This window comes from Massilia sp. 9I (assembly GCF_902506415.1).
In the GTDB taxonomy this organism is placed as follows: Bacteria; Pseudomonadota; Gammaproteobacteria; order Burkholderiales; family Burkholderiaceae_D; genus Telluria.
Genome location: NZ_LR733275.1, coordinates 5,238,473 through 5,259,428, shown reverse-complemented (window position 1 = coordinate 5,259,428; position 20,956 = coordinate 5,238,473). Strand labels below are relative to the sequence as shown.

Genomic DNA, 20,956 nt, shown 5'->3' with positions numbered 1-20,956 from the left:
GCTCAGAGCCGCAGCCGCTTGCGCTCGCCCAGGAAGCGGGTCAGCGCCGCCTTGCTCATGACGACCACCGGGTCGCCGTGCCAAGCGTACAGATAAGGGGCGCCGCCGAGGCGGTCGGTCAGCTTGGCGGACAGCAGGAAGCGCGTGCCGACCGGATAGCGCTCCGGATCGGACAACGCGCGCGAACACTGCACGCGCAGCGAGGTCGCGTAGGCCTGGCCCGACACCGGCCGGATGATGACCCGCCCGCTGCGCGGATCCAGCGCCGACTCGACGGCGAGCTCGCGATAGGCCCAGGCTTCGCGCGCCATCCGCTCAGCCCTTCGCCCCAGCCAGCGCCGCCGGGCGCGCCACCTTGGCCTCGCGGATCGGCAGGTTGATCAGGGCCGCCGCGACCGCCAGCAGGATGTCGGCGTACCACATCCACGTATAGTCGCCGAAGCGGACAAAGGACAGGCCGCCGAGCCAGGCGCCGAAGAAGCCGCCGATCTGGTGCGACAGCAGGGTCATGCCGAACAGGGTCGCCAGGTAGCGCATGCCGAACAGCTTGCCCACCAGCCCGGCCGTGGGCGGCACCGTAGCCAGCCAGGTGAAGCCGAGTGCGCCGGCGAACAGGTAGAAGGTCAGCGCGGCCTTTGGCGCCAGCAGGTAGGCCACGATGATCAGGGCGCGAGCGCCGTAGATGAAGGCCAGCAGCGACTTCATGCGGTAGCGGTTGGCCAGTGCGCCGGCGGCCAGGCTGCCGGCGATGTTGAACAGGCCGATCAGGGCCAACGCGGTGGCGGAGACGCCCGCCGACAGGCCGCACAGCGCGACTTCCTGTGGCAGGTGGGTGACCAGGAAGGCGATGTGGAAGCCGCAGGTGAAGAAGCCCAGGTGCAGGCACAGGTAGCTGCGGTCGCGCATGGCCTGGCGCAGCTGTTCGGTCAGGCTCATGCCGGCTGCGACCGGCGTCGCCGTGGCGGCCGAAGCCGGCGCTGCGATGGGCACGGCCGGCTTCTTGCGCATGCCCAGCGCCAAGGGGATGGTCAGCAAGGTCGTGGCCGCCATGGTCAGCATCGCGATGACCCAGCCGGCGGAGGCGATAATTGCCTGCATCAGCGGCGCGAACACGAACTGGCCGAAGGAGCCGCCGGCGTTGATGAAGCCGGAGGCGAAGGCGCGCCGCTCGGCGGGCAGGCGCTGGGCGGTGGCGCCGATCAGGATCGAGAAGCTCCCTGCCCCCGCGCCGGCAGCGGACAGGAGGCCCATGCTGAGCAGCAGGCCCCACTCGGAATCCATGAAGGGCGTGAGGGCGGTGCCCATGGCGAGCATGAGGCCGCCGATCACGATGACCCGCGCCGGGCCATACTTGTCGGCGATGGCGCCGAAGATCGGTTGCGAGGCGCCCCACATGAGCTGGGCCACCGCCATCGCGAAGCTGATGGTGGCGATGCCGAGGCCGGTGGAGGTATTGATCGGCGACAGGAACAGGCCCGTGGTCAGGCGGGCGCCCATCGTGATCATCAGGATCGTGCTTGCGGCCAGGATCAGCATCCAGGCCGCGCGCGGCGTCATTGTTTCTTGTTCATGTGCGTGCGTCATGTGCGCCTCCTCGAACGGGCGGAATGCCCATTCGACGAATTATAGTGCATATGCACGCACATGTCAGACAAGCATCAATCAGCCTGCTTCGGGTGCGCGGATCAGCATCGCGACCGCCTCAGCCGCCATGCCCTCTTCGCGCCCGAGGAAGCCGAGCTTTTCGTTGGTCTTGGCCTTGACGTTGACCTGCTGCGGCGACACGCCCAGGTCTTCGGCGATACGCGAGACCATTTGCGGGATGTGCGGCGCCATCTTCGGCTGCTGAGCGATGATGGTTGCGTCGATGTTGCCGATGGTGTAACCGGTCGCCACCACGCGGTGCGCCACCTCGCGCAGCAAGGTGCGCGAATCGGCGCCGGCGAACATCGGGTCGGTGTCCGGGAAATGCTTGCCGATGTCGCCCAGGGCTGCGGCGCCCAGCAGCGCATCGATGACCGCGTGCAGCAACACGTCGGCGTCCGAGTGGCCGAGCAGGCCCAGCCGGTGCGGGATGGTCACGCCGCCGACGATGAGCTTGCGCCCCTCGACCAGCGCGTGGCAGTCGTAGCCGGTTCCGATGCGGAATGGCGGAGTGGGATTGAAGGATGCTTGTGCCATGGTCATTCAGCTCGCTTGCGGTTCGATTGGTTGATCAGCAAAGGCTGCCAGGTACATCTCGGCGATCCGGATGTCGGCAGGCAGCGTGACTTTCAGGTTGCGGGGATGCCCTTCCACCAACTTGGGGGCCAGTCCCAGCGCTTCAACCGCGCTGGCGTCATCGGTAATCGCGGCCGGGTCCGTCGCGGCGTCGAGTGCGCGGCATAATAACTGGTAGCGGAACATCTGCGGCGTCTGCGCCAGCCACAGGCCGTCGCGCGCCACCGTTGCCACCTCCCCCGCCACGCTGCGTTTGACGGTATCGACCACCGGCAGCGCCAGCAAACCGCCGGCCGGGTGCTCACCCGTTTCGACGATCAGGCGGGCGATCAGTTCCGCGTCCAGCCCTGGACGGGCGGCGTCGTGCACCAAGATCCAGTCGTCCAAGGCCACGCTGTCGTGCAGCATGCGCAGGCCATTGCGGATCGATTCCATGCGCGTGGCGCCGCCGCAGCGCAGCACGGTGACGCCGCCTGGCGGCACGATGGCGTCGATGTAGGGGTCGTCCGCGCTCACCACCACATAGGTGTGCGCGATGTACGGACTGGAGCGGAAGGCGTCGATGGTGTGGCGCAGCATCGGCTTGCCGGCGATGGGCAGGTATTGCTTGGGGCTGCCGGCGGCCATGCGGGCGCCGACGCCGGCGGCGGGAATCAGCGCGAAATAGCGCTGCGAAAGCTCGTTGGTTGCGGGTACGGCTGTGTCAATCGTCATGTCTTGCGTTTTCGTACAGGTCGAATCAGCGACTGTACCTCACCTCCGCAAACCTTGCCGAGGCGGGCATATTCCTGGGGCGAGTCGATCGCCGCCTGCAAGGCCTCGACCTTCGCCATCTCGCTTTTAATATAGGGCATCCAGCCGCGGTCGATTTCGCGCTGGAGCAGGCTTTGTGCCTGGCCGATGCGCGCATACAGGGGCTTGTCCTCGAAACGGCGCTCGAGCGCCTGGCGCACCCGGCTTTCCGCCTTGGGCAGGTAGTCGAGGTAGGTGTTCAGGTGACGCATCTCGTGCGCCAGCACTTCCTCGTAGGCGCAGGAACCGGGCCGGAACTCGCGGCTGACGTAGACCACGATCGGCGGATAGTAAAGCTTGATCTCGATGTGCGGCGCGATGCATTCGTAGCCGCTGGCCGGATCGGTGAGCAGGCGCCCGCCGACGTTGATGCTGACGATCGACTCGGTGCGGGTCAGGCCCAGCACCACCTGACCGGGACGCGCCTTTCCCTTCATCACGGTCAAGGAACGGAAACCGACGGTGTTGTCGATCCGAAAACCATTCTGCGTGCCTGTCAGCACGGAGAGCGTCTCGCCGATGGTGTCCTCGCAGCGCGCCTGGAACGCGGTCCGTGGCGCGGCCGTGGCTGCCAGCGCCCAGCACCACAGGACAAGCGCCAGCCACGATTTCATCGCACTACGCCAGGTTCCAGCTGCCGGACAGGATCTTCTCGAGCCAGAAGGTGCCGATGATGGTCTTCACGTCGGTGATCTCGCCGCGCTGGACCATGCCCAGCAGCTCCGGCAGCGTGACACTGAAGATTTCCAGGAATTCGCCCTCGTCCAGCTTCTGCTCGCCGGCTTGCAGGTCTTCGGCCAGGAACAGCTCGAGGTGCTCGTCCGAATAGGCGATGGCATTGTGAATGGTGCAGACGAAGCGCCACTTGCCGGCGGTGTAGCCGGTCTCTTCTTCCAGCTCGCGCTCGGCGCAGGCCAGGTGATCCTCGCCCGGATCGATCTTCCCGGCGGGGAACTCGATGAACACCTGGGAATTCGGATAGCGGAACTGGCGTTCCAGCAGGATGCGGCCATCGGGCAGCAGCGGCAGGATGACCACGGCGCCGGGGTGGCGGAAGAATTCACGGTGGGAGGTGGAACCGTCGGGCAGCCGGATCTTGTCGCGCTCGACTTTGAGGAAATGGCCGTCATAGACCACACCGCCGTCGATGCGGGTCTCGCGTAAATCTGAAACCATGCGGTCTCCAGTCTTGTACTGCGTTACGGGAATCAGGCGCGGCGTTTGCGCAGGTAACGGAGGATGAAACCGGGGAACGCCAGCACCAGGAACAGGCAACCGGTGATCGCATAGAACTCCCAGTTCTGCCCGAACACGGCGCCGATCCGGGATTCCAGGGCGCGAGCCAGGAAGCCGACGACAAAGTATAAAACAATTAACTCTAACAGGCGCAGCGGGAACGGCTTCGTGCGCTGGGTGCCGTCACCGGCAGTGCTGGCCTTGAGAGGAACAAGGCCGAACACACGCTCGGTGAGGAAAGGCAGGTTGGCGGCCGCGAGTGCAATCGCGACCACCAGCCAGGAGGCCAGGGAGGAATCCAAGGCCGATTACTTCGCGAGGGTTGCCTGCATGGTGCTGTAGCACACCGCCAGCAGCCAGCCCGGGACGATACCCAGCAGGACCACGGCCACGCCGTTGAGCGACATCACGACGCGCATGTCGGCCGGGGTGTGGATCGCAGCGGTATCGGCAGCGTCGTCGAACCAGATGGTCTTGACGATGCGCAGGTAGTAGAAGGCGCCCATCAGCGAGAACAGCACGGCGACCACGGCCAGCCACACCATGCCGGCGTTGGCGACAGCCTGCAGCACGGCCCACTTGGCCATGAAGCCGACCATCGGCGGCACGCCCGCCAGCGAGAACATCAGGATGGTCATGACGATCGCGAACCATGGCGAACGCTTGCCCAGGCCCTTGAAGTCGGCGATGGTCTCGGCCTCGTGGCCGGCGCGCGCCAGCATCATGATCAGGCCGAAGCTGCCGACCGTGGTCAGGACGTAGGTGATGGTGTAGTACATCGCGGCGCTGTACGACGCGGCGGCATTGCTGCTGTCGCCGTTGACCACGCCGGTCATCATGCCCAGCACCACGAAGCCCATCTGCGCAATGGTCGAGTACGCCAGCATACGCTTGATGTTGGTCTGCGCGATCGCGGTGATGTTACCCACGGCCAGCGACAGCACGGCCAGCACCAGCAGCATCTGCTGCCAGTCGAAGGCCATGGCCGGCAGGCCTTCCACCAGCAGGCGGATCACCATGGCGAAGGTCGCCAGCTTCGGCGCGCCGCCCAGCAGCAGGGTGACGGCGGTCGGGGCGCCCTGCACCACGTCCGGGACCCACATGTGGAACGGGACCACGCCCAGCTTGAAGGCCAGACCGGCGACGATGAACACCAGGCCGAACACCAGGATGGTCGAGTTCGCGCCGGCGGCCGAGCTCACCTGGTTGATGGCGTCGATATTCAGCGAACCGGTGGCGCCGTAGATCATCGACATGCCGTACAGCAGGAAGCCCGAGGACAGCGCGCCCAGGATGAAGTACTTCATCGCGGCTTCGGTCGAGATCGCGTGGTCGCGGCGCAGCGCCACCAGGGCGTACAGCGACAGCGACATCAGTTCCACGCCCAGGTAGATCGAGAGCATGCTCGAACCCGAGATCATGATCATCTGGCCCAGCATCGAGAACAGCGCGAGCACGTAGAACTCGCCGCCCAGGTTACCGGACATCATGGCGCGGTCGCCCGCGTACTGGCGCGAATACACCAGGGTCATGGCGGTGGCCACGTAGGTCACCAGCTTGAGCAGGTTGGACATCGGGTCCGACACGTACATGCCGTTGAAGGTCATGACGGTGGCGCCGGTGCCCATGTCGGCGAAGGTCAGCACGCCGCAGCCGGCGATGGCGATCAGGCTCAGCGCGTAAGTCAGGTTGCGCTTGCCCTCCTTCAGGAACATGTCGATCAGCAGGATCGCGGAAGCCGCGATCAGCAGGAAGATTTCGGCATAGACCGGCGCCAGGTTGGTGTCGGTCGCCGCATGCAAGGTTGAGGTCATTTCATTCATGGCAGTTTATTGAGGCACTTTGCTGACTGCGACGTGTTGCAGGAGGTCGGTCACCGACACCTGCAGGGTCTCGGCGATCGGCGCCGGGTACAGGCCCATCCACAGGGTGGCGATGGCCAGCACGCCCAGGATGGCGAACTCGCGGCCGTTCAGGTCGGTCAGCTCGGCGACGTGCTTGTTGCCGATCGGGCCGAACACGACGCGCTTGACCATCCACAGCGAGTAAGCCGCGCCCAGGATCAGGGCGGTGCCAGCCAGCAGGCCGGTCCAGAAGTTGAATTGCACGGCGCCCAGGATCACCATGAATTCGCCGATGAAGCCCGAGGTGGCCGGCAGGCCGGCGTTGGCCATCGAGAACAGCACGGCGAAGGCGGCGAACTTCGGCATGGTGTTGACCACGCCGCCGTAGTCGGCGATTTCACGCGAGTGGACGCGGTCGTACAGCACGCCGATGCACAGGAACATCGCGCCCGACACAAAGCCGTGCGAGATCGACTGCATCAGGCCGCCCTGCACGCCCAGGTCGTTGAACATGAAGAAGCCCAGGGTGACGAAGCCCATGTGGGCGATCGACGAGTACGCGACCAGTTTCTTCATGTCCTTCTGGACCATGGCGACCAGGCCGATGTAGATCACGGCGATCAGGGACAGCACGATGACCACCGGGGCCAGGTAGTGCGAAGCGTCCGGCGCGATCGGCAGCGAGAATCGCAGGAAGCCGTACGCGCCCAGCTTCAGCATGATCGCGGCCAGCACCACGGAACCGCCGGTCGGCGCTTCCACGTGGGCGTCCGGCAGCCAGGTGTGCACCGGCCACATCGGAACCTTCACGGCGAAGGCCATGAAGAAGGCGATGAAGATCAGGATCTGCTCGTTCATCGTGAGCGGCAGCTTGTGCCATTCCAGGATGTCGAAGGAGCCGGCCTGGTTGTACAGGTAGATGATCGCGACCAGGGTCAGCAGCGAGCCGAAGAACGTGTACAGGAAGAACTTGAATGCCGCGTACACGCGGTTCGGGCCGCCGAACACACCGATGATGATGTACATCGGGATCAGGGTGGCTTCGAAGAAGAAGTAGAACAGCAGGCCGTCCAGCGAGGCGAACACGCCGATCATCAGGCCCGACAAGATCAGGAAGGAACCCATGTACTGGCCGATGCGCTCGTCGATCACCTGCCACGCCGCCAGCACCACGATGATGGTGATGAAGGCGGTCAGCGGGATGAACCACAGCGACAGGCCGTCGACGCCCAGTTTGTAGAACACATTGAAGCGTTCGATCCAGGCGGCGGCTTCATAGAACTGCATGCCGTGCGCGGCGCTGTCGAAGTTCATGATCAGCGGCAGGGTCGGCAGGAAGCTGACCACGGCACCGACCAGCGACAGCATGCGGGTGAAGCCCGCGTTCTTGTCGCGGCCGACGGCCAGCACGATCATGCCGAACAGGATCGGGAGCCAGATCGACAGGCTCAGGTAAGGAGGAAATGTAGAGATTGACTGCATCATTTTTCGCTTTTCTTATCTTTGCCCGATTAACCGCGCCAGAACGGGAAGAACCACAGCAGGGTCGCCAGCACGCCGACGATCATCACGAACGCGTAGTGGTAGATGTAACCCGTCTGGAAAGTACGGGTGACGGTCGAGAACCAGCCCACCAGCTTGGCCGAACCGTTGACCAGCAGGCCGTCGATCAGGCCGCGGTCGCCCACTTTCCACAGGCCGCTACCGATGGCGCGTGCGCCGCCGGCGAACACGACATCGTTGAACTTGTCCATGTAGTACTTGTTGTCCAGCAGGGTATGCAGGAACTTGAACTTGGCATAGAACCAGGCCGGGACGCGCGGGTTGACCATGTAGCAGTAGTACGCGGTCACCACGCCTGCCAGTGCCAGCCAGAACGGTGCGGTCTGCAGGCCGTGCAGGGCCATGGCGCCGGCGCTATGGAACTCTTCGCGCAGGGTTTCCATCGCGGTGTGGTTCTCGCCGACGAAGATCACGTTCTTGAAGAAGTCGCCGTGCAGCATCGGTTCGATGGTGAAGTAGCCGATGAAGATCGACGGGATTGCCAGCAGGATCAGCGGCAGGGTAACGACCCATGGCGACTCGTGCGGCTTCTGGCCCGGGGCCAGGCCGTGGTGGCCGTGGTCGTCATGTTCCTCTTCGTGGTGCGCATCCGAATCGTGCAGCGCGTGCGGATCGTGACCGGCAGCGGCAGCTTTCTGGTCGTGGGCGTCATGCGCATGGCTGTCGTGGCCATGGGCGGTATGCCAGCGCTCCGGGCCGTGGAAGACCAGGAAGTACATGCGGAACGAGTAGAAGGCGGTCACGAAGACGCCTGCCAGCACCGCGAAGTTGGCGAAGCCGGCGCCCGGCAGGTTGGTCGCGTGCACTGCCTCGATGATCGAATCCTTCGAGTAGAAGCCCGAGAACAGCGGGGTACCGATCAGGGCCAGCGAGCCGGCCAGCGAGGTCAGCCAGGTGATCGGCATGTACTTGCGCAGGCCGCCCATGTTGCGCATGTCCTGGTCGTGGTGCATGCCGATGATGACCGAACCCGCGCCGAGGAACAGCAGCGCCTTGAAGAAGGCGTGGGTCATCAGGTGGAACACGGCCACCGAGTAGGCCGAGGCGCCCAGCGCCACGGTCATGTAGCCCAGCTGCGACAGGGTCGAGTAAGCGACCACGCGCTTGATGTCGTTCTGGATGATGCCCAGGAAGCCCATGAACAGCGCGGTGATCGAGCCGATCACGATGATGAACGAGAGTGCGCCGTCCGACAGTTCGAACAGCGGCGACATGCGCGACACCATGAAGATGCCGGCGGTAACCATGGTTGCCGCGTGGATCAGCGCCGAGATCGGGGTCGGGCCTTCCATCGAGTCCGGCAGCCAGACGTGCAGCGGGAACTGCGCCGATTTACCCATCGCGCCGATGAACAGGCAGATGCAGGCGGCGGTCAGCAGTGGCCAGCCGATGCCCGGCACGGTCATGCCGGCCAGCTTGTCGGCCTGGGCGAACACGTCGGTGTACTGCATCGAGCCGGAAGCGGCCAGCAGCAGGCCGATGCCCAGGATGAAGCCGAAGTCGCCGACGCGGTTGACCAGGAAGGCCTTCATGTTCGCGAAGATCGCGGTCGGACGGGTGTACCAGAAGCCGATCAGCAGATACGAGACCAGGCCCACCGCTTCCCAGCCGAAGAACAGCTGCAGGAAGTTGTTGGACATGACCAGCATCAGCATCGAGAAGGTGAACAGCGAAATGTACGAGAAGAAGCGGTTGTAGCCTTCGTCCTCGGCCATGTAGCCGATCGTGTAGATGTGAACCATCAGGGAGACGGACGTCACCACGCACATCATCATTGCCGACAGCGCATCGATCTGGAAGCCGACGGCCAGCTTGAGCGTGCCCACGGTCATCCAGGTGTAGATGTCCTGGTTGAAGCTGGCGCCGTCGAGCACCGCCATCAGGGTCTGGACCGAGATGATCAGCGCGATCAGCACGCCCAGGATGGTCGCCGTATGCGATACCTTGCGGCCGACGACGTTACCGAAGAACTTGGTACCGAGCAGGCCGGCAATCGCCGAGCCTGCGAGCGGCGCCAGAGGCACCGCCAGTAACATTGAGGAAGAGAGTTGCCCCGCCATTGTTGAACCTTAGTCGTTATTGTTAGCCGAGACCATCAGCCCTTCAGGCTGTCGAGGTCTTCCACATTGATCGTGTCCAGGTTACGGAACAGGACCACCAGGATCGCCAGGCCGATCGCCGATTCGGCGGCCGCGACGGTCAGAATGAAGAACACGAAGATCTGCCCCGCCGCGTCACCGAGGTAGTGCGAGAACGCGACGAAGTTCAGGTTCACCGCCAGCAGCATCAGTTCGACGGCCATCAGCAGGATGATGATGTTCTTCCGGTTCAGGAAGATACCGATCACCGAGATCGCGAACAGGATCGCGCCCAGGATCAGGTAGTGTGCGAGCGACAAAGTCATGGTGCCTCCTTCGGTGCAGCTGCGGCCGCCTCAGCCGCTGCCTTTTGGGCAGCCGCTTCGTCGATGGCGCGCTGGTTGACCGCGTCCATCTTGACGATGCGCAGGCGGTCGTTACGCTTGACGCGGACGGCGAGGCCCGGGTCGATTGCTTTGGTGTCCTTGCGCTTACGCAGGGTCAGGGCGACTGCGGCGATGATCGCCACCAGCAGGATCACGGCCGCGATCTCGAAGCCGTAGATGTACTTGGTATAGATCAGCAGGCCCAGTTCCTTGGTGCCGCCGATGTTCAGGGCAGCGGCCTCGGCCGACAGGTCGGTCTGGTTGTACGCGCGGTACAGCACGGCAGCCATCTCGAGCACGATCAGGGCGCCGACGGCCGACGCCACCGGCAGGTAGCCCCAGAAACCTTCGCGCATGCGGTCGATATTAATGTCGAGCATCATGACGACGAACAGGAACAGCACCATCACGGCGCCGACATAGACCAGCACCAGCACGATGGCCAGGAACTCGGCCTTCAGCAGCATCCAGATGCCGGCCGCGTTGAAGAACGCGAGCACCAGGAAAAGCGCGGCGTGGACCGGGTTCTTTGCGGTGATGACGCGCAGCGAGGCCAGCACCATGATGGCCGCGAACACGTAGAACAGGACAGATGTAAATTCCATGACTTTGACAGCCTCTTCTTATCGGTACTTCGCGTCCGCTTCGCGGGCGGCGGCGATGTCGTTTTCGTAGCGGTCACCGACGGCCAGCAGCATCTCTTTGGTGTAGTAGAGGTCGCCGCGTTTCTCGCCGTGGTATTCCAGCACGTGGGTTTCGACGATCGAGTCGACCGGGCAGGATTCTTCGCAGAAGCCGCAGAAGATGCACTTGGTCAGGTCGATGTCGTAGCGCGTGGTGCGGCGGGTGCCGTCCTCGCGCTGCGCCGACTCGATCGTGATCGCCATTGCCGGGCACACGGCTTCGCACAGCTTGCAGGCGATGCAGCGCTCTTCCCCGTTGGGGTAGCGACGCAGGGCGTGCAGGCCGCGGAAGCGGTTCGACATCGGCGTCTTCTCTTCCGGGTACTGGACCGTGATCTTGCGCGACAGCGCGTACTTGCCGGTCAGGGCCAGGCCCTTGAAGAGTTCGGACAGCATCAGGCTGCCGACGATTTCTTTAATCCGATTCATGTTGGTTTTGCTCTCTTACTTCCAGATGTTCCACGGCGTCTGCATCCAGGCAGCGACCACCACCAGCCAGATCAGGGTCAGCGGGATGAACACTTTCCAGCCCAGGCGCATGATCTGGTCATAGCGGTAGCGCGGGAAGGTGCCGCGGACCCAGATCATCAGGGAAACCAGCAGGAACATCTTCAGGAACAGCCAGAAGAAGCCGCCGATCGCGCCGAATTCCAGGAAGCCGAACGGTGCCGACCAGCCGCCCAGGAACATGATGGCTGCCAGGGTCGAAATCAGGATCATGTTGGCGTATTCGGCCAGCATGAACATCGCGTAGGACATGCCCGAGTACTCGACCATGTGGCCGGCGACGATCTCGGACTCGCCCTCCACCACGTCGAACGGGTGGCGGTTGCACTCGGCCAGGCCGGAGACGAAATAGATCACGAACAGCGGCAGCAGCGGCAGCCAGTTCCAGGACAGGAAGTTCATTCCCATGTCGGCGAAGCGGCCCAGCTGCTGGCTGGCGACGATGTCCGACATGTTCAGGCTGCCGGTCACCATCAGCACCACCACCAGGGCGAAGCCGATCGGGATTTCATACGAAATCATCTGTGCCGAGGCGCGCATCGCGCCCATGAACGAGTACTTCGAGTTCGAAGCCCAGCCGGCGATGATGATGCCGTAGACTTCCATCGAGGTGATCGCCATCAGGAACAGCAGGCCGGCGTTGACGTTGGCCAGCGCGGCTTGCGGGCCGAACGGAACCACCGCCCAGGCGGCCAGCGCAGGCATGATGGTCATGATCGGGCCGATCACGAACAGGCTGCGGTTGGCCTTGGCCGGGATCACGATTTCCTTCAGCAGCAGCTTGAGCGCGTCGGCGATCGGCTGCAGCAGGCCACCCGGACCCACGCGGTTCGGGCCCACGCGGATCTGGATCCAGCCGATCAGCTTGCGCTCCCACAGGGTCAGGTAGGCGACCAGGCCCATCAGCGGCAGCAGGACCACCAGGATCTTGATCACAGTCCAGATCAGCGGCCAGGCCGGTGCGATCGGGCTGGCAGCGCCCATCTCGTAGAAACTATCGATAAAACCGGGCGTTGCCATTATTTGCCGCCTCCTACCTGTTCAACTGCTTTTTCAACATTGATCTCACCGAACATCGCACCGAGGGTCGCGACAGCCGGGTGGCCGGCGGCGACACGCACCGCGTTCGACGGCAGGCGTGCGTCCACGGTCGCAGCCAGCACGGCACTGCCCGAACCCTGGGTCACGCGGACCAGGTCGCCCGACTGCACGCCGATCTGCTCGGCGACTGCCTTCGACAGGGTCACCAGCGGCGCATTCGCGTCGGCGGTGCGCTGCAGCGGCTCGGAACGGCGCGACAGGGCGTCGGTGAAGTAGATCGGCAGGTCGGCGACGCGCTCGAGCTGGCCGGCCGGTGCGTAGGAACCAGCGGTCGGCGCCAGGCGCGCGACGTTGTTCAGCTTGGCCGACAGGTCCGTATTGCCCTTGCCGATGGCTTCGTCGCGGATCGATTCCGAGGTCTCGTAATCGAAGCCCGACAGGCCCAGCAGGTTGCCCAGCACGCGCAGCACTTTCCACGCCGGACGGGTTTCGCCCAGCGGTTTCACGGTGCCGTTGAAGCTCTGTGCGCGGCCTTCGCAGTTGACGAAGGTGCCGGCGGTCTCGCTGAACGGCGAAATCGGCAGCAGCACGTCGGCGAAGTCCATGCCGTGCTTGAAGGCGGACATGGCGACAACCATTTCGGCGCTATCCAGCGCGGCGCGGGCTTGCTGCGGGTTGGCAGCGTCCAGTTCCGGTTCCGCGTTCAGCAGCACGTAGGCCTTCTTCGGCGATGCGAACACAGCCTCGCCTTTGCCGGTGGCGCCGACGATGTAGCCGCCGACGGTGTTAGCGGCGTCGACCAGGTAGCCGAAGGAGCAGCCGGTCTGCTCGGCGATCCACTGCGCAGCGGCGTGGATTTTAGAAGCTTGCGGGTGGTACGAAGCGGCGTTACCGATCAGGACAGCGCCCAGGGTCTCTTGACCGACCAGGGTCGCGGCGATGGCCTTGGCGGCCTCCCCTGCTTCCACGTTGTCGAAACCGCTCGGTGCGCTCACGCCCTTGGCGCCGGCGACAGCCGACACGACTTCCGACAGCGCGGCCAGCCAGTCGCTTGGCGCAGCGATCAGCTTATTGGCGATCGGCATCAGCAGATCGTCGTCGCTTGAGCCCAGCAGCGACAGCTTGGCGCCGCCCTTGGTGGCGGTACGCAGGCGGGTCGCGACCAGCGGGTGGTCCTTGCGCAGGTTGGAGCCGATGACGAAGGCGCGCTTCAGTTGCGAGAAGTTCGCGATCGGCATGCCCAGCCACGGGGTGACCTGGCCGTCCAGGGCGAAGTCGCTCTGGCGCAGGCGGAATTCGATGTTGTCCGAGCCAATGCCGCGGGTCATCTTGTTGAGCAGGTACAGCTCTTCGAGCGTCGAGTGCGGGGTCGCGACGGCAGCGATGCTGTCGGCGCCGTGCTCGTGGCGGATGTTACGCAGGCCGTGGGCCACGTATTCCAGCGCGGTCTGCCAGTCGGTTTCCTGCCACACGCCACCCTGCTTGATCATCGGCTGGGTCAGACGGTCGGCATTGTCCAGCGCTTCGTACGAGAAGCGGTCCTTGTCCGAGATCCAGCATTCGTTGATGGCTTCGTTTTCCAGCGGCAGCACGCGCATGACCTTGCCGCCCTTGACCTGGACGATCAGGTTCGAGCCCAGCGAGTCGTGCGGCGCGATCGACTTGCGGCGCTGCAGTTCCCACGGACGTGCCGAATAGCGGAACGGCTTCGAGGTCAGTGCGCCGACTGGGCACAGGTCGATCATGTTGCCCGACACTTCCGAATCGACGGTCTTGCCGACGAAGGTGGTGATCTCCGAGTGCTCGCCGCGGCCGACCATGCCGAATTCCATCACGCCGGCCACTTCCTGGCCGAAACGCACGCAGCGGGTGCACTGGATGCAGCGCGCCATCTCTTCCATCGAGATCAGCGGGCCGGCCTCTTTCGGGGCCACCACGCGCTTTTCTTCCTCGTAGCGCGAGTTGCTCTTGCCGTAGCCGACGGCCAGATCCTGCAGCTGGCATTCGCCGCCCTGGTCGCAGATCGGGCAATCCAGCGGGTGGTTAATGAGGAGGAACTCCATCACCGACTTCTGCGCCTGCACGGCCTTGTCGCTGTGGGTGCGCACGATCATGCCCGGCGAAACCGGGGTGGCGCAGGCCGGCAGCGGCTTCGGTGCCTTTTCGACTTCGACCAGGCACATGCGGCAGTTCGCTGCGATCGACAATTTCTTGTGATAGCAGAAGTGCGGGATATAGGTCCCGAGTTTGTTTGCGGCGTCCATCACCATGGAACCTGGTGCGACTTCGACTTTTTTGCCGTCTAATTCAATTTCAACCATTTGATCGTTACCTGACCTGGTTTAAAGGTATGCGGGCACGAGGCAGTGCTTGTGCTCGATGTGATATTCGAATTCCTCGCGGAAGTTCTTGATCATCGCTTCCACCGGCATCGCCGCTGCGTCACCCAGGGCGCAAATGGTGCGGCCCTTGATGTTGAAGGCGATGTTGTTCAGCAGGTCCATGTCTTCCGGACGGCCCTTGCCGTGCTCGATGCGGTGGACCATGCGGTACATCCAGCCGGTGCCTTCACGGCACGGGGTGCACTGGCCGCAGGATTCTTCGTAGTAGAAGTACGAGAGGCGCAGCAGCGACTTGACCATGCAGCGGGTCTCGTCCATGACGATCACGGCGCCCGAACCGAGCATCGAACCGGCCTTGGCGATCGAATCGTAGTCGAGGTCGGTGTCCATCATGACCTCGCCGCGGATCACCGGCGCCGACGAACCGCCCGGGATGACAGCCTTGATCTTCTTGCCGCCGCGCATACCGCCGGCCAGCTCCATCAGCTTGGCGAACGGGGTGCCCAGCGGGACTTCGTAGTTGCCCGGACGCTCGACGTCGCCCGAGATCGAGAAGATCTTGGTGCCGCCGTTGTTCGGCTTGCCGAGCGCCATGTAGTTTTCCGGGCCCATGTTGAGCAGGAACGGAACCGCAGCGAAGGTCTCGGTGTTGTTGATGGTGGTCGGCTTGCCGTACAGGCCGAACGAGGCCGGGAACGGCGGCTTGAAGCGCGGCTGGCCCTTCTTGCCTTCGAGCGACTCCAGCAGTGCGGTTTCTTCGCCGCAGATGTAGGCGCCGTAGCCGTGATGGGCATGCAGCTGGAACGAGAAGTTCGAGCCCATGATGTTATCGCCCAGGAAGCCGGCGGCGCGCGCCTCTTCCAGCGCTTCTTCGAAGCGCAGGTATTCCTGGAAGATCTCGCCGTGGATGTAGTTGTAGCCCACGGTGATGCCCATCGCGTAGGCGCCGATGGCCATGCCTTCGATCAGCGCGTGCGGGTTGTAGCGGATGATGTCGCGGTCCTTGAAGGTACCCGGCTCGCCTTCGTCGGTGTTGCAGACGAGGTATTTCTGGCCCGGGAACTGGCGCGGCATGAAGCTCCACTTCAGGCCGGTCGGGAAACCGGCGCCGCCGCGGCCGCGCAGGCCCGAGGCCTTCAGGTCGGCAATGACCTGTTCCTGGGTGACGCCGCCTTCAAGGATCTTGCGCAGGGCCGAGTAGCCGCCGCGCTTGACGTAGTCTTCCAGATGCCAGTTTTCGCCGTTCAGATCCTTCAGGATCAGCGGATTGATGTGACGGTCGTGCAGGCTGGTCATTTGTTCAGTTCCTCAAGCAGGGCGTCGATCTTCTCGTCGCTCATGAACGAGCACATGCGGTGGTTATTCACCAGCATCACCGGTGCGTCGCCGCAGGCGCCCATGCACTCGCCTTCCAGCAGGGTGAACTTGCCGTCGGCGGTGGTTTCGCGGTAGTCGATGCCCAGCGCATCCTTGATACGCTGGCCGGCGCGCTCGCCGCCCGACAGGGCGCACGGCAGGTTGGTGCAGACCGTGATCTTGGCCTTGCCGACCGGCTTCAGGTTGTACATGTTGTAGAAGGTCGCGACTTCCTGCACGGCGATGGCCGGCATGCGGATGTAGTCGGCGATTTCCTGCATGGTTTCCGGCGACAGCCAGCCCAGTTCGACCTGGGCGTGGGCCAGCGAAGCCATCACGGCCGACTGGCGTTGATCGGCTGGGTATTTGGCCAGCTCGCGATCGATCTTTTTATAGCATTCCTGCGATAACATTTTGGTTGTCCTTCTTACCTATCGATACTGCCGAACACGATGTCCTGGGTGCCGATGATCGCTACCGCGTCGGCGATCATGTGGCCGCGCGACATTTCGTCGAGGCTCTGCAGGTGGACATAGTCCGGGGTACGGATCTTCAGGCGGTACGGCTTGTTGGCGCCGTCCGACACGATGTAGATGCCGAACTCGCCCTTCGGGTGCTCGATCGCCGCATAGGCTTCGCCTTCCGGCACGTGGAAGCCTTCGGTGAACAGCTTGAAGTGGTGGATCAGCGATTCCATGTTGGACTTCATGTCCATGCGGTTCGGCGGCACGATCTTGTGGTTGTCGATCATGACCGGACCCTGGTTCACGCGCAGCCAGGCGATGCACTGCTTGATGATGCGGTTCGACTGGCGCATTTCTTCCACGCGCACCAGGTAGCGGTCGTAGGAGTCGCCGTTGGTGCCGACCGGGATGTCGAAGTCGAGGTTCGCATAGGCCGCATAAGGCTGGGTCTTGCGCAGGTCCCAGGCGATGCCCGAGCCACGCAGCATCGGGCCGGTGAAGCCCATTGCCTTCGCGTCTTCCGGCGAGACCACGCCGATGCCGACGGTACGCTGTTTCCAGATACGGTTGTCGGTCAGCAGGGTTTCGTATTCGTCGACGTAGCCATCGAAACGTTTCGTGAACGCGTCGATGAAGTCCAGCACCGAACCCTGGCGGTCGCGGTTCAGGTCGTCGATCGCCTTCTTCGAGCGGATGGGCGACTCGCGGTGCTGCGGCATGCGGTCCGGCAGGTCGCGGTACACGCCGCCCGGGCGGTAGTAGGCCGCGTGCATGCGCGCGCCCGACACGGCTTCGTAGACGTCGAACAGGTCTTCGCGGTCACGGAAGGCGTACAGGAAGGGACCCATGGCGCCGATGTCGAGCGCGTGCGCGCCTAGCCACATCAGGTGGTTCAGGATACGGGTGATCTCGTCGAACATCGTGCGGATGTACTGCGCGCGGATCGGCGCTTCGATGCCCAGCAGCTTTTCGACTGCCAGCACGTAGCCGTGCTCGTTGCACATCATCGACACGTAGTCGAGGCGGTCCATGTACGGGACCGACTGCAGGTAGGTGCGGGTCTCGGCCAGCTTCTCGGTGCCGCGGTGCAGCAGGCCGATGTGCGGGTCTGCGCGCTGGATCACTTCGCCGTCCAGCTCCAGCACGAGACGCAGCACGCCGTGCGCTGCCGGGTGCTGCGGACCAAAGTTCAGGGTGTAATTCTTAAGCTCAGCCATTATTTCGATGTCCCGTAGGTTTCTTCACGGATCACGCGCGGGATGTTCTCGCGCGGTTCGATCGTCACCGGTTGGTAGATCACGCGTTTCTGTTCAGGGTCGTAACGCATCTCGACGTAGCCCGTGATCGGGAAGTCCTTGCGGAACGGGTGGCCGATGAAGCCGTAGTCGGTCAGGATGCGGCGCAGGTCGCCGTGGCCGTCGAACAGGATGCCGAACAGGTCGAAGGCTTCGCGCTCGAACCAGTTGGCGGCGCGCCAGATAGGGGTGATCGATTCGACCAGCGGCATGTCGTCGTCCGGGCAGAACACGCGCACACGCACGCGCCAGTTATTGGCCAGCGACAGCAGGTGCACGACCACCGCGAAGCGCGGACCTTCCCAGGTGCCTTCACCGTATTGGGAATAGTCGACGCCGCACAGGTCGATCATTTGTTCGAAGGCAAGCTGCGGATTGTCGCGCAGCGTCTGCATCGAGCGGATGTAGTCGGCGGCCTTGACCACCACGGTCACTTCGCCCAGCGCGGAGCTGATGCTTGCGCCCTCGCCCAGTGCATTTTTCAGGGCGAGTTCAAGGGTTTCGAGTTTCGTCGTCATGGTGTTTCGCTGTTCTTAGCGCGCGATGGTGTTGGTGCGCTTGATCTTGTTCTGCAGCTGCATGATGCCGTACAGCAGGGCTTCCGCGGTCGGCGGGCAACCCGGCACGTAGACGTCTACGGGGACGATGCGGTCGCAACCGCGCACCACCGAGTACGAGTAGTGGTAGTAGCCGCCGCCGTTGGCGCAGGAACCCATCGAGATCACCCAGCGCGGTTCGGCCATCTGGTCGTACACCTTGCGCAGGGCGGGAGCCATCTTGTTGCACAGCGTGCCGGCGACGATCATCACGTCGGACTGGCGCGGCGACGGGCGGAACACAATGCCAAAACGGTCGAGATCGTAGCGGGCAGCGCCCACATGCATCATCTCGACCGCGCAGCATGCCAGGCCAAACGTCATCGGAAACATCGATCCCGTGCGCGCCCAGTTGATCAGCTTATCGGCTGTGGTGGTAATGAAACCTTCGTTTAATACGCCTTCAATTGCCATGGCTTATTCCCAATCAAGGGCACCTTTCTTCCAGATGTACCAGAATCCGACGATGAATTCGGCGATGAACACCATCATCGTGACGAAACCGGTCCAGCCCAGTTCGCGCATCGAGACGCCCCATGGGAAGAAGAATGCCGTTTCCAGATCAAACAAAATAAACAGGATCGCCACGAGGTAGTAGCGAACGTCGAACTTCATGCGCGCATCTTCGAAGGCTTCGAAGCCGCATTCATACGGGGACAGCTTGGCCGCATCGGGACGGTGCGGACCGAGCAGACGGCCAAGCACCTGGGGAGCAACGCCGACGCCGACGCCAATCAGGATAAAGAGAAGAACGGGGAAGTAATTTTCGAGGTTCACGGTGAAGCCTATTTGAACGATCGGTTAATCAAACACTGCAGGGCTGCAGCGCCGAATCGCGCGAACCTGGCTCGGGCCTTCTACCAGGACCACTCGAATCGTAAAAAAGCCAGCGCAGGCAGGAGAGCGATTGCTCATTGCGCCCTTGCTGGCTTCTTTGTATCTTGGTGCCGACGGCGAGACTCGAACTCGCACAGCTTGCGCCACTACCCCCTCAAGATAGCGTGTCTACCAATTTCACCACGTCGGCTGGAGACCAGTATTTTACCCTGCTTTAGCACTACTTTTCAATGCACAAATTGCGCTAGCACAAGGAAATTACTAAATTACTCAACATTTCCTTGATGCTTGCCAGACTTCATTGCAGGGCTGGCAGCATTGAGCGGGTTTTCACCCATTACCAGAGGCGGCGCGCCCACATGGCGAGGCGCATTCTACCTTGATTCCGGAACGGACGTGCGTCCGTCCCGTTTTACTTGGTCGGTGCCGGTGCCGGTGCGGCCGGTGCAGCAGCTGGAGCTGCGGTCGACGGCGCCGGGTTGGACACGCCCGGGGTCTGCGGAATGTCGTTGACCGGAACGGCCGGGGCAGTTGCCGGGCCGGCGTTCGGGCCTGCGCCCGGGACGTCGTTCGGAATGCCGGTGGCGGGCGCCTTCGACGACGGCACGGTCACGCGCTCCATCACGCCGCCGTCGGTGGTCGGGGCGCTACGGTTGCTGGTGGACCAGGCCAACGCCAGGGTCGACGCGAAGAACACGGCGGCCGCGACGGCGGTCGACTTCGACAGGAAGTTCGACGAGCCCGAGGCGCCGAACAGGCTGCCCGAAGCGCCCGAGCCGAAGGCCGCGCCCATGTCGGCGCCCTTGCCGTGCTGGACCAGCACCAGGCCGATGATGGCCAGGGCCGAAATAACCTGCACAACAATAATCAGATTGAACATGGTGTTCATTGCAATTCCATTTCCAAGTTAACGACGTTTAAATATTGATTCTTATCTTATTGCGCGGCGCGGATGATGCCGAGGAAGTCCGCTGCCTTGAGTGCCGCACCGCCGATCAGACCGCCGTCGATATCCGGCTGCGCCATCAGGTCCGCAGCATTATCCGGCTTCATGCTGCCGCCGTACAGCACCAGCGTCGTTTCGGCCGCTTGAGCGTTGCAAGCGCGCAGTTTTTCGCGCACGGCGGCGTGGACTTCCTGGGCCATGGCCGGGGTCGCCGTCTTGCCGGTGCCGATTGCCCACACCGGCTCGTAAGCCAGCACGATTTGATCGACGGCTTCCGGGCCGACGGCTTCCAGCACGGCGTCCAGCTGGGCGTTCACGACCGTCATGGTCTGGCCGCCTTCGCGCTGCACCAGGGTTTCGCCGATGCAGACGATCGGGGTCAGGCCCGCTTCGAGCGCGGCCTTGGTCTTCTTGGCCACGAGTTCATTGGTTTCGCCATGGTAGGCGCGGCGCTCGGAGTGGCCGACGATCACGTAGCGGCTGCCGAAATCCTGCAGCATCGACATGCACACTTCGCCGGTATAGGCGCCGACCGGATGGCAGGACACGTCCTGCGCACCCCAGGCGATCGGAGAACCCTTCAGGATTTCTTCGGCCTGGAACAGGTAAGGCGCCGGCACGCAGACCGCGACCTGGGCCTTAACATCGGTAATGCCTTCGAGAATGCCGGTCAGGAGCGCAGCGTTGGCGGCGCGGCTGCCGTTCATTTTCCAGTTACCTACGACGAGTTTGGGACGCATAGTACCCTATCGATAAATTAACCCGCTATT

General features: G+C 63.4%; 23 protein-coding genes and 1 tRNA gene. All 24 read right to left on the bottom strand.

Annotated features, from left to right (window positions below):
• Window positions 1-2: 2 nt before the first annotated feature.
• Window positions 3-311, bottom strand: coding sequence for a hypothetical protein (locus GV068_RS23595; protein ID WP_159703772.1), 309 nt, complete (start codon window positions 309-311; stop codon window positions 3-5).
• Window positions 312-315: 4 nt separating this feature from the next.
• Window positions 316-1,584 (bottom strand): MFS transporter, encoded by a 1,269-nt coding sequence (locus GV068_RS23590; protein WP_201303341.1) that lies wholly within the window; start codon window positions 1,582-1,584, stop codon window positions 316-318.
• Window positions 1,585-1,662: 78 nt separating this feature from the next.
• A complete protein-coding gene (gene ispF / locus GV068_RS23585; RefSeq protein ID WP_159703769.1) occupies window positions 1,663-2,181 on the bottom strand; it encodes a 2-C-methyl-D-erythritol 2,4-cyclodiphosphate synthase in 519 nt (172 codons plus the stop codon).
• A 6-nt stretch (window positions 2,182-2,187) separates the two neighbouring features.
• A complete protein-coding gene (ispD, locus tag GV068_RS23580) occupies window positions 2,188-2,934 on the bottom strand; it encodes a 2-C-methyl-D-erythritol 4-phosphate cytidylyltransferase (RefSeq protein ID WP_159703766.1) in 747 nt (248 codons plus the stop codon).
• Complete coding sequence (locus tag GV068_RS23575) at window positions 2,931-3,626, bottom strand: hypothetical protein (RefSeq protein WP_159703763.1); 696 nt, start codon at window positions 3,624-3,626, stop codon at window positions 2,931-2,933. Before GV068_RS23575 ends, ispD begins: the two co-directional genes overlap by 4 nt.
• 4 nt (window positions 3,627-3,630) lie before the next feature.
• Window positions 3,631-4,188, bottom strand: coding sequence for an NUDIX domain-containing protein (locus GV068_RS23570; protein ID WP_159703760.1), 558 nt, complete (start codon window positions 4,186-4,188; stop codon window positions 3,631-3,633).
• Window positions 4,189-4,220: 32 nt separating this feature from the next.
• On the bottom strand, window positions 4,221-4,550 hold the full coding sequence (locus GV068_RS23565) for a DUF2818 family protein (RefSeq protein ID WP_159703757.1): 330 nt from the start codon (window positions 4,548-4,550) through the stop codon (window positions 4,221-4,223).
• Between the two features lie 6 nt (window positions 4,551-4,556).
• Window positions 4,557-6,062, bottom strand: a complete 1,506-nt coding sequence (gene nuoN, locus GV068_RS23560) for an NADH-quinone oxidoreductase subunit NuoN (RefSeq protein ID WP_159703754.1) — start codon at window positions 6,060-6,062, stop codon at window positions 4,557-4,559.
• A gap of 15 nt (window positions 6,063-6,077) precedes the next feature.
• Entirely contained in the window at window positions 6,078-7,577 is a 1,500-nt protein-coding gene (locus GV068_RS23555) for an NADH-quinone oxidoreductase subunit M (RefSeq protein WP_159703751.1), read from the bottom strand.
• Between the two features lie 26 nt (window positions 7,578-7,603).
• A complete protein-coding gene (gene nuoL, locus GV068_RS23550; RefSeq protein ID WP_159703748.1) occupies window positions 7,604-9,715 on the bottom strand; it encodes an NADH-quinone oxidoreductase subunit L in 2,112 nt (703 codons plus the stop codon).
• Between the two features lie 35 nt (window positions 9,716-9,750).
• On the bottom strand, window positions 9,751-10,059 hold the full coding sequence (nuoK, locus tag GV068_RS23545; RefSeq protein ID WP_027863874.1) for an NADH-quinone oxidoreductase subunit NuoK: 309 nt from the start codon (window positions 10,057-10,059) through the stop codon (window positions 9,751-9,753).
• Window positions 10,056-10,724, bottom strand: coding sequence for an NADH-quinone oxidoreductase subunit J (locus GV068_RS23540; RefSeq protein WP_159703745.1), 669 nt, complete (start codon window positions 10,722-10,724; stop codon window positions 10,056-10,058). The genes nuoK and GV068_RS23540 overlap by 4 nt, the downstream gene beginning before the upstream one ends.
• Before the next feature lie 18 nt (window positions 10,725-10,742).
• On the bottom strand, window positions 10,743-11,231 hold the full coding sequence (nuoI, locus tag GV068_RS23535; protein WP_027863876.1) for an NADH-quinone oxidoreductase subunit NuoI: 489 nt from the start codon (window positions 11,229-11,231) through the stop codon (window positions 10,743-10,745).
• A 15-nt stretch (window positions 11,232-11,246) separates the two neighbouring features.
• Window positions 11,247-12,329 carry an NADH-quinone oxidoreductase subunit NuoH gene (gene nuoH / locus GV068_RS23530; RefSeq protein WP_159703742.1) on the bottom strand — a complete coding sequence of 361 codons (1,083 nt, stop codon included), beginning with the start codon at window positions 12,327-12,329 and terminating at the stop codon, window positions 11,247-11,249.
• Window positions 12,329-14,671, bottom strand: a complete 2,343-nt coding sequence (nuoG, locus tag GV068_RS23525; RefSeq protein WP_159703739.1) for an NADH-quinone oxidoreductase subunit NuoG — start codon at window positions 14,669-14,671, stop codon at window positions 12,329-12,331. The genes nuoH and nuoG overlap by 1 nt, the downstream gene beginning before the upstream one ends.
• A 21-nt stretch (window positions 14,672-14,692) precedes the next feature.
• On the bottom strand, window positions 14,693-15,988 hold the full coding sequence (gene nuoF, locus GV068_RS23520; protein ID WP_159703737.1) for an NADH-quinone oxidoreductase subunit NuoF: 1,296 nt from the start codon (window positions 15,986-15,988) through the stop codon (window positions 14,693-14,695).
• A complete protein-coding gene (gene nuoE / locus GV068_RS23515; RefSeq protein WP_159703735.1) occupies window positions 15,985-16,461 on the bottom strand; it encodes an NADH-quinone oxidoreductase subunit NuoE in 477 nt (158 codons plus the stop codon). Before nuoE ends, nuoF begins: the two co-directional genes overlap by 4 nt.
• Window positions 16,462-16,475: 14 nt before the next feature.
• Window positions 16,476-17,729, bottom strand: a complete 1,254-nt coding sequence (locus GV068_RS23510; RefSeq protein ID WP_159703733.1) for an NADH-quinone oxidoreductase subunit D — start codon at window positions 17,727-17,729, stop codon at window positions 16,476-16,478.
• On the bottom strand, window positions 17,729-18,325 hold the full coding sequence (locus tag GV068_RS23505; protein WP_159703731.1) for an NADH-quinone oxidoreductase subunit C: 597 nt from the start codon (window positions 18,323-18,325) through the stop codon (window positions 17,729-17,731). Before GV068_RS23505 ends, GV068_RS23510 begins: the two co-directional genes overlap by 1 nt.
• Before the next feature lie 15 nt (window positions 18,326-18,340).
• Window positions 18,341-18,817: an NADH-quinone oxidoreductase subunit B family protein gene (locus tag GV068_RS23500; RefSeq protein WP_020654624.1), complete on the bottom strand. Its 477-nt coding sequence runs from the start codon at window positions 18,815-18,817 to the stop codon at window positions 18,341-18,343.
• A 3-nt stretch (window positions 18,818-18,820) separates the two neighbouring features.
• A complete protein-coding gene (locus GV068_RS23495) occupies window positions 18,821-19,180 on the bottom strand; it encodes an NADH-quinone oxidoreductase subunit A (protein WP_159703729.1) in 360 nt (119 codons plus the stop codon).
• Window positions 19,181-19,345: 165 nt separating this feature from the next.
• Window positions 19,346-19,430, bottom strand: a tRNA-Leu gene (locus tag GV068_RS23490).
• A gap of 222 nt (window positions 19,431-19,652) precedes the next feature.
• Window positions 19,653-20,129: a preprotein translocase subunit SecG gene (gene secG / locus GV068_RS23485; RefSeq protein ID WP_159703727.1), complete on the bottom strand. Its 477-nt coding sequence runs from the start codon at window positions 20,127-20,129 to the stop codon at window positions 19,653-19,655.
• Between the two features lie 47 nt (window positions 20,130-20,176).
• Window positions 20,177-20,926 carry a triose-phosphate isomerase gene (tpiA, locus tag GV068_RS23480; RefSeq protein ID WP_159703725.1) on the bottom strand — a complete coding sequence of 250 codons (750 nt, stop codon included), beginning with the start codon at window positions 20,924-20,926 and terminating at the stop codon, window positions 20,177-20,179.
• Between the last annotated feature and the right edge of the window lie 30 nt (window positions 20,927-20,956).

What these genes read in the sequence shown, in the direction of transcription:
- nuoF (WP_159703737.1), bottom strand. Translation starts at nt 15,988, where the DNA reads ATGACCAGCCTGCACGACCGTCACATCAATCCGCTGATCCTGAAGGAT.
- tpiA (WP_159703725.1), bottom strand. Translation starts at nt 20,926, where the DNA reads ATGCGTCCCAAACTCGTCGTAGGTAACTGGAAAATGAACGGCAGCCGC.
- nuoG (WP_159703739.1), bottom strand. Translation starts at nt 14,671, where the DNA reads ATGGTTGAAATTGAATTAGACGGCAAAAAAGTCGAAGTCGCACCAGGT.
- nuoK (WP_027863874.1), bottom strand. Translation starts at nt 10,059, where the DNA reads ATGACTTTGTCGCTCGCACACTACCTGATCCTGGGCGCGATCCTGTTC.
- nuoH (WP_159703742.1), bottom strand. Translation starts at nt 12,329, where the DNA reads ATGGCAACGCCCGGTTTTATCGATAGTTTCTACGAGATGGGCGCTGCC.
- GV068_RS23540 (WP_159703745.1), bottom strand. Translation starts at nt 10,724, where the DNA reads ATGGAATTTACATCTGTCCTGTTCTACGTGTTCGCGGCCATCATGGTG.
- GV068_RS23555 (WP_159703751.1), bottom strand. Translation starts at nt 7,577, where the DNA reads ATGATGCAGTCAATCTCTACATTTCCTCCTTACCTGAGCCTGTCGATC.
- GV068_RS23590 (WP_201303341.1), bottom strand. Translation starts at nt 1,584, where the DNA reads ATGACGCACGCACATGAACAAGAAACAATGACGCCGCGCGCGGCCTGG.
- GV068_RS23510 (WP_159703733.1), bottom strand. Translation starts at nt 17,729, where the DNA reads ATGGCTGAGCTTAAGAATTACACCCTGAACTTTGGTCCGCAGCACCCG.
- GV068_RS23505 (WP_159703731.1), bottom strand. Translation starts at nt 18,325, where the DNA reads ATGACGACGAAACTCGAAACCCTTGAACTCGCCCTGAAAAATGCACTG.
- secG (WP_159703727.1), bottom strand. Translation starts at nt 20,129, where the DNA reads ATGAACACCATGTTCAATCTGATTATTGTTGTGCAGGTTATTTCGGCC.
- ispF (WP_159703769.1), bottom strand. Translation starts at nt 2,181, where the DNA reads ATGGCACAAGCATCCTTCAATCCCACTCCGCCATTCCGCATCGGAACC.
- GV068_RS23500 (WP_020654624.1), bottom strand. Translation starts at nt 18,817, where the DNA reads ATGGCAATTGAAGGCGTATTAAACGAAGGTTTCATTACCACCACAGCC.
- GV068_RS23570 (WP_159703760.1), bottom strand. Translation starts at nt 4,188, where the DNA reads ATGGTTTCAGATTTACGCGAGACCCGCATCGACGGCGGTGTGGTCTAT.
- nuoN (WP_159703754.1), bottom strand. Translation starts at nt 6,062, where the DNA reads ATGACCTCAACCTTGCATGCGGCGACCGACACCAACCTGGCGCCGGTC.
- GV068_RS23575 (WP_159703763.1), bottom strand. Translation starts at nt 3,626, where the DNA reads ATGAAATCGTGGCTGGCGCTTGTCCTGTGGTGCTGGGCGCTGGCAGCC.
- nuoL (WP_159703748.1), bottom strand. Translation starts at nt 9,715, where the DNA reads ATGGCGGGGCAACTCTCTTCCTCAATGTTACTGGCGGTGCCTCTGGCG.
- nuoI (WP_027863876.1), bottom strand. Translation starts at nt 11,231, where the DNA reads ATGAATCGGATTAAAGAAATCGTCGGCAGCCTGATGCTGTCCGAACTC.
- nuoE (WP_159703735.1), bottom strand. Translation starts at nt 16,461, where the DNA reads ATGTTATCGCAGGAATGCTATAAAAAGATCGATCGCGAGCTGGCCAAA.
- GV068_RS23595 (WP_159703772.1), bottom strand. Translation starts at nt 311, where the DNA reads ATGGCGCGCGAAGCCTGGGCCTATCGCGAGCTCGCCGTCGAGTCGGCG.
- ispD (WP_159703766.1), bottom strand. Translation starts at nt 2,934, where the DNA reads ATGACGATTGACACAGCCGTACCCGCAACCAACGAGCTTTCGCAGCGC.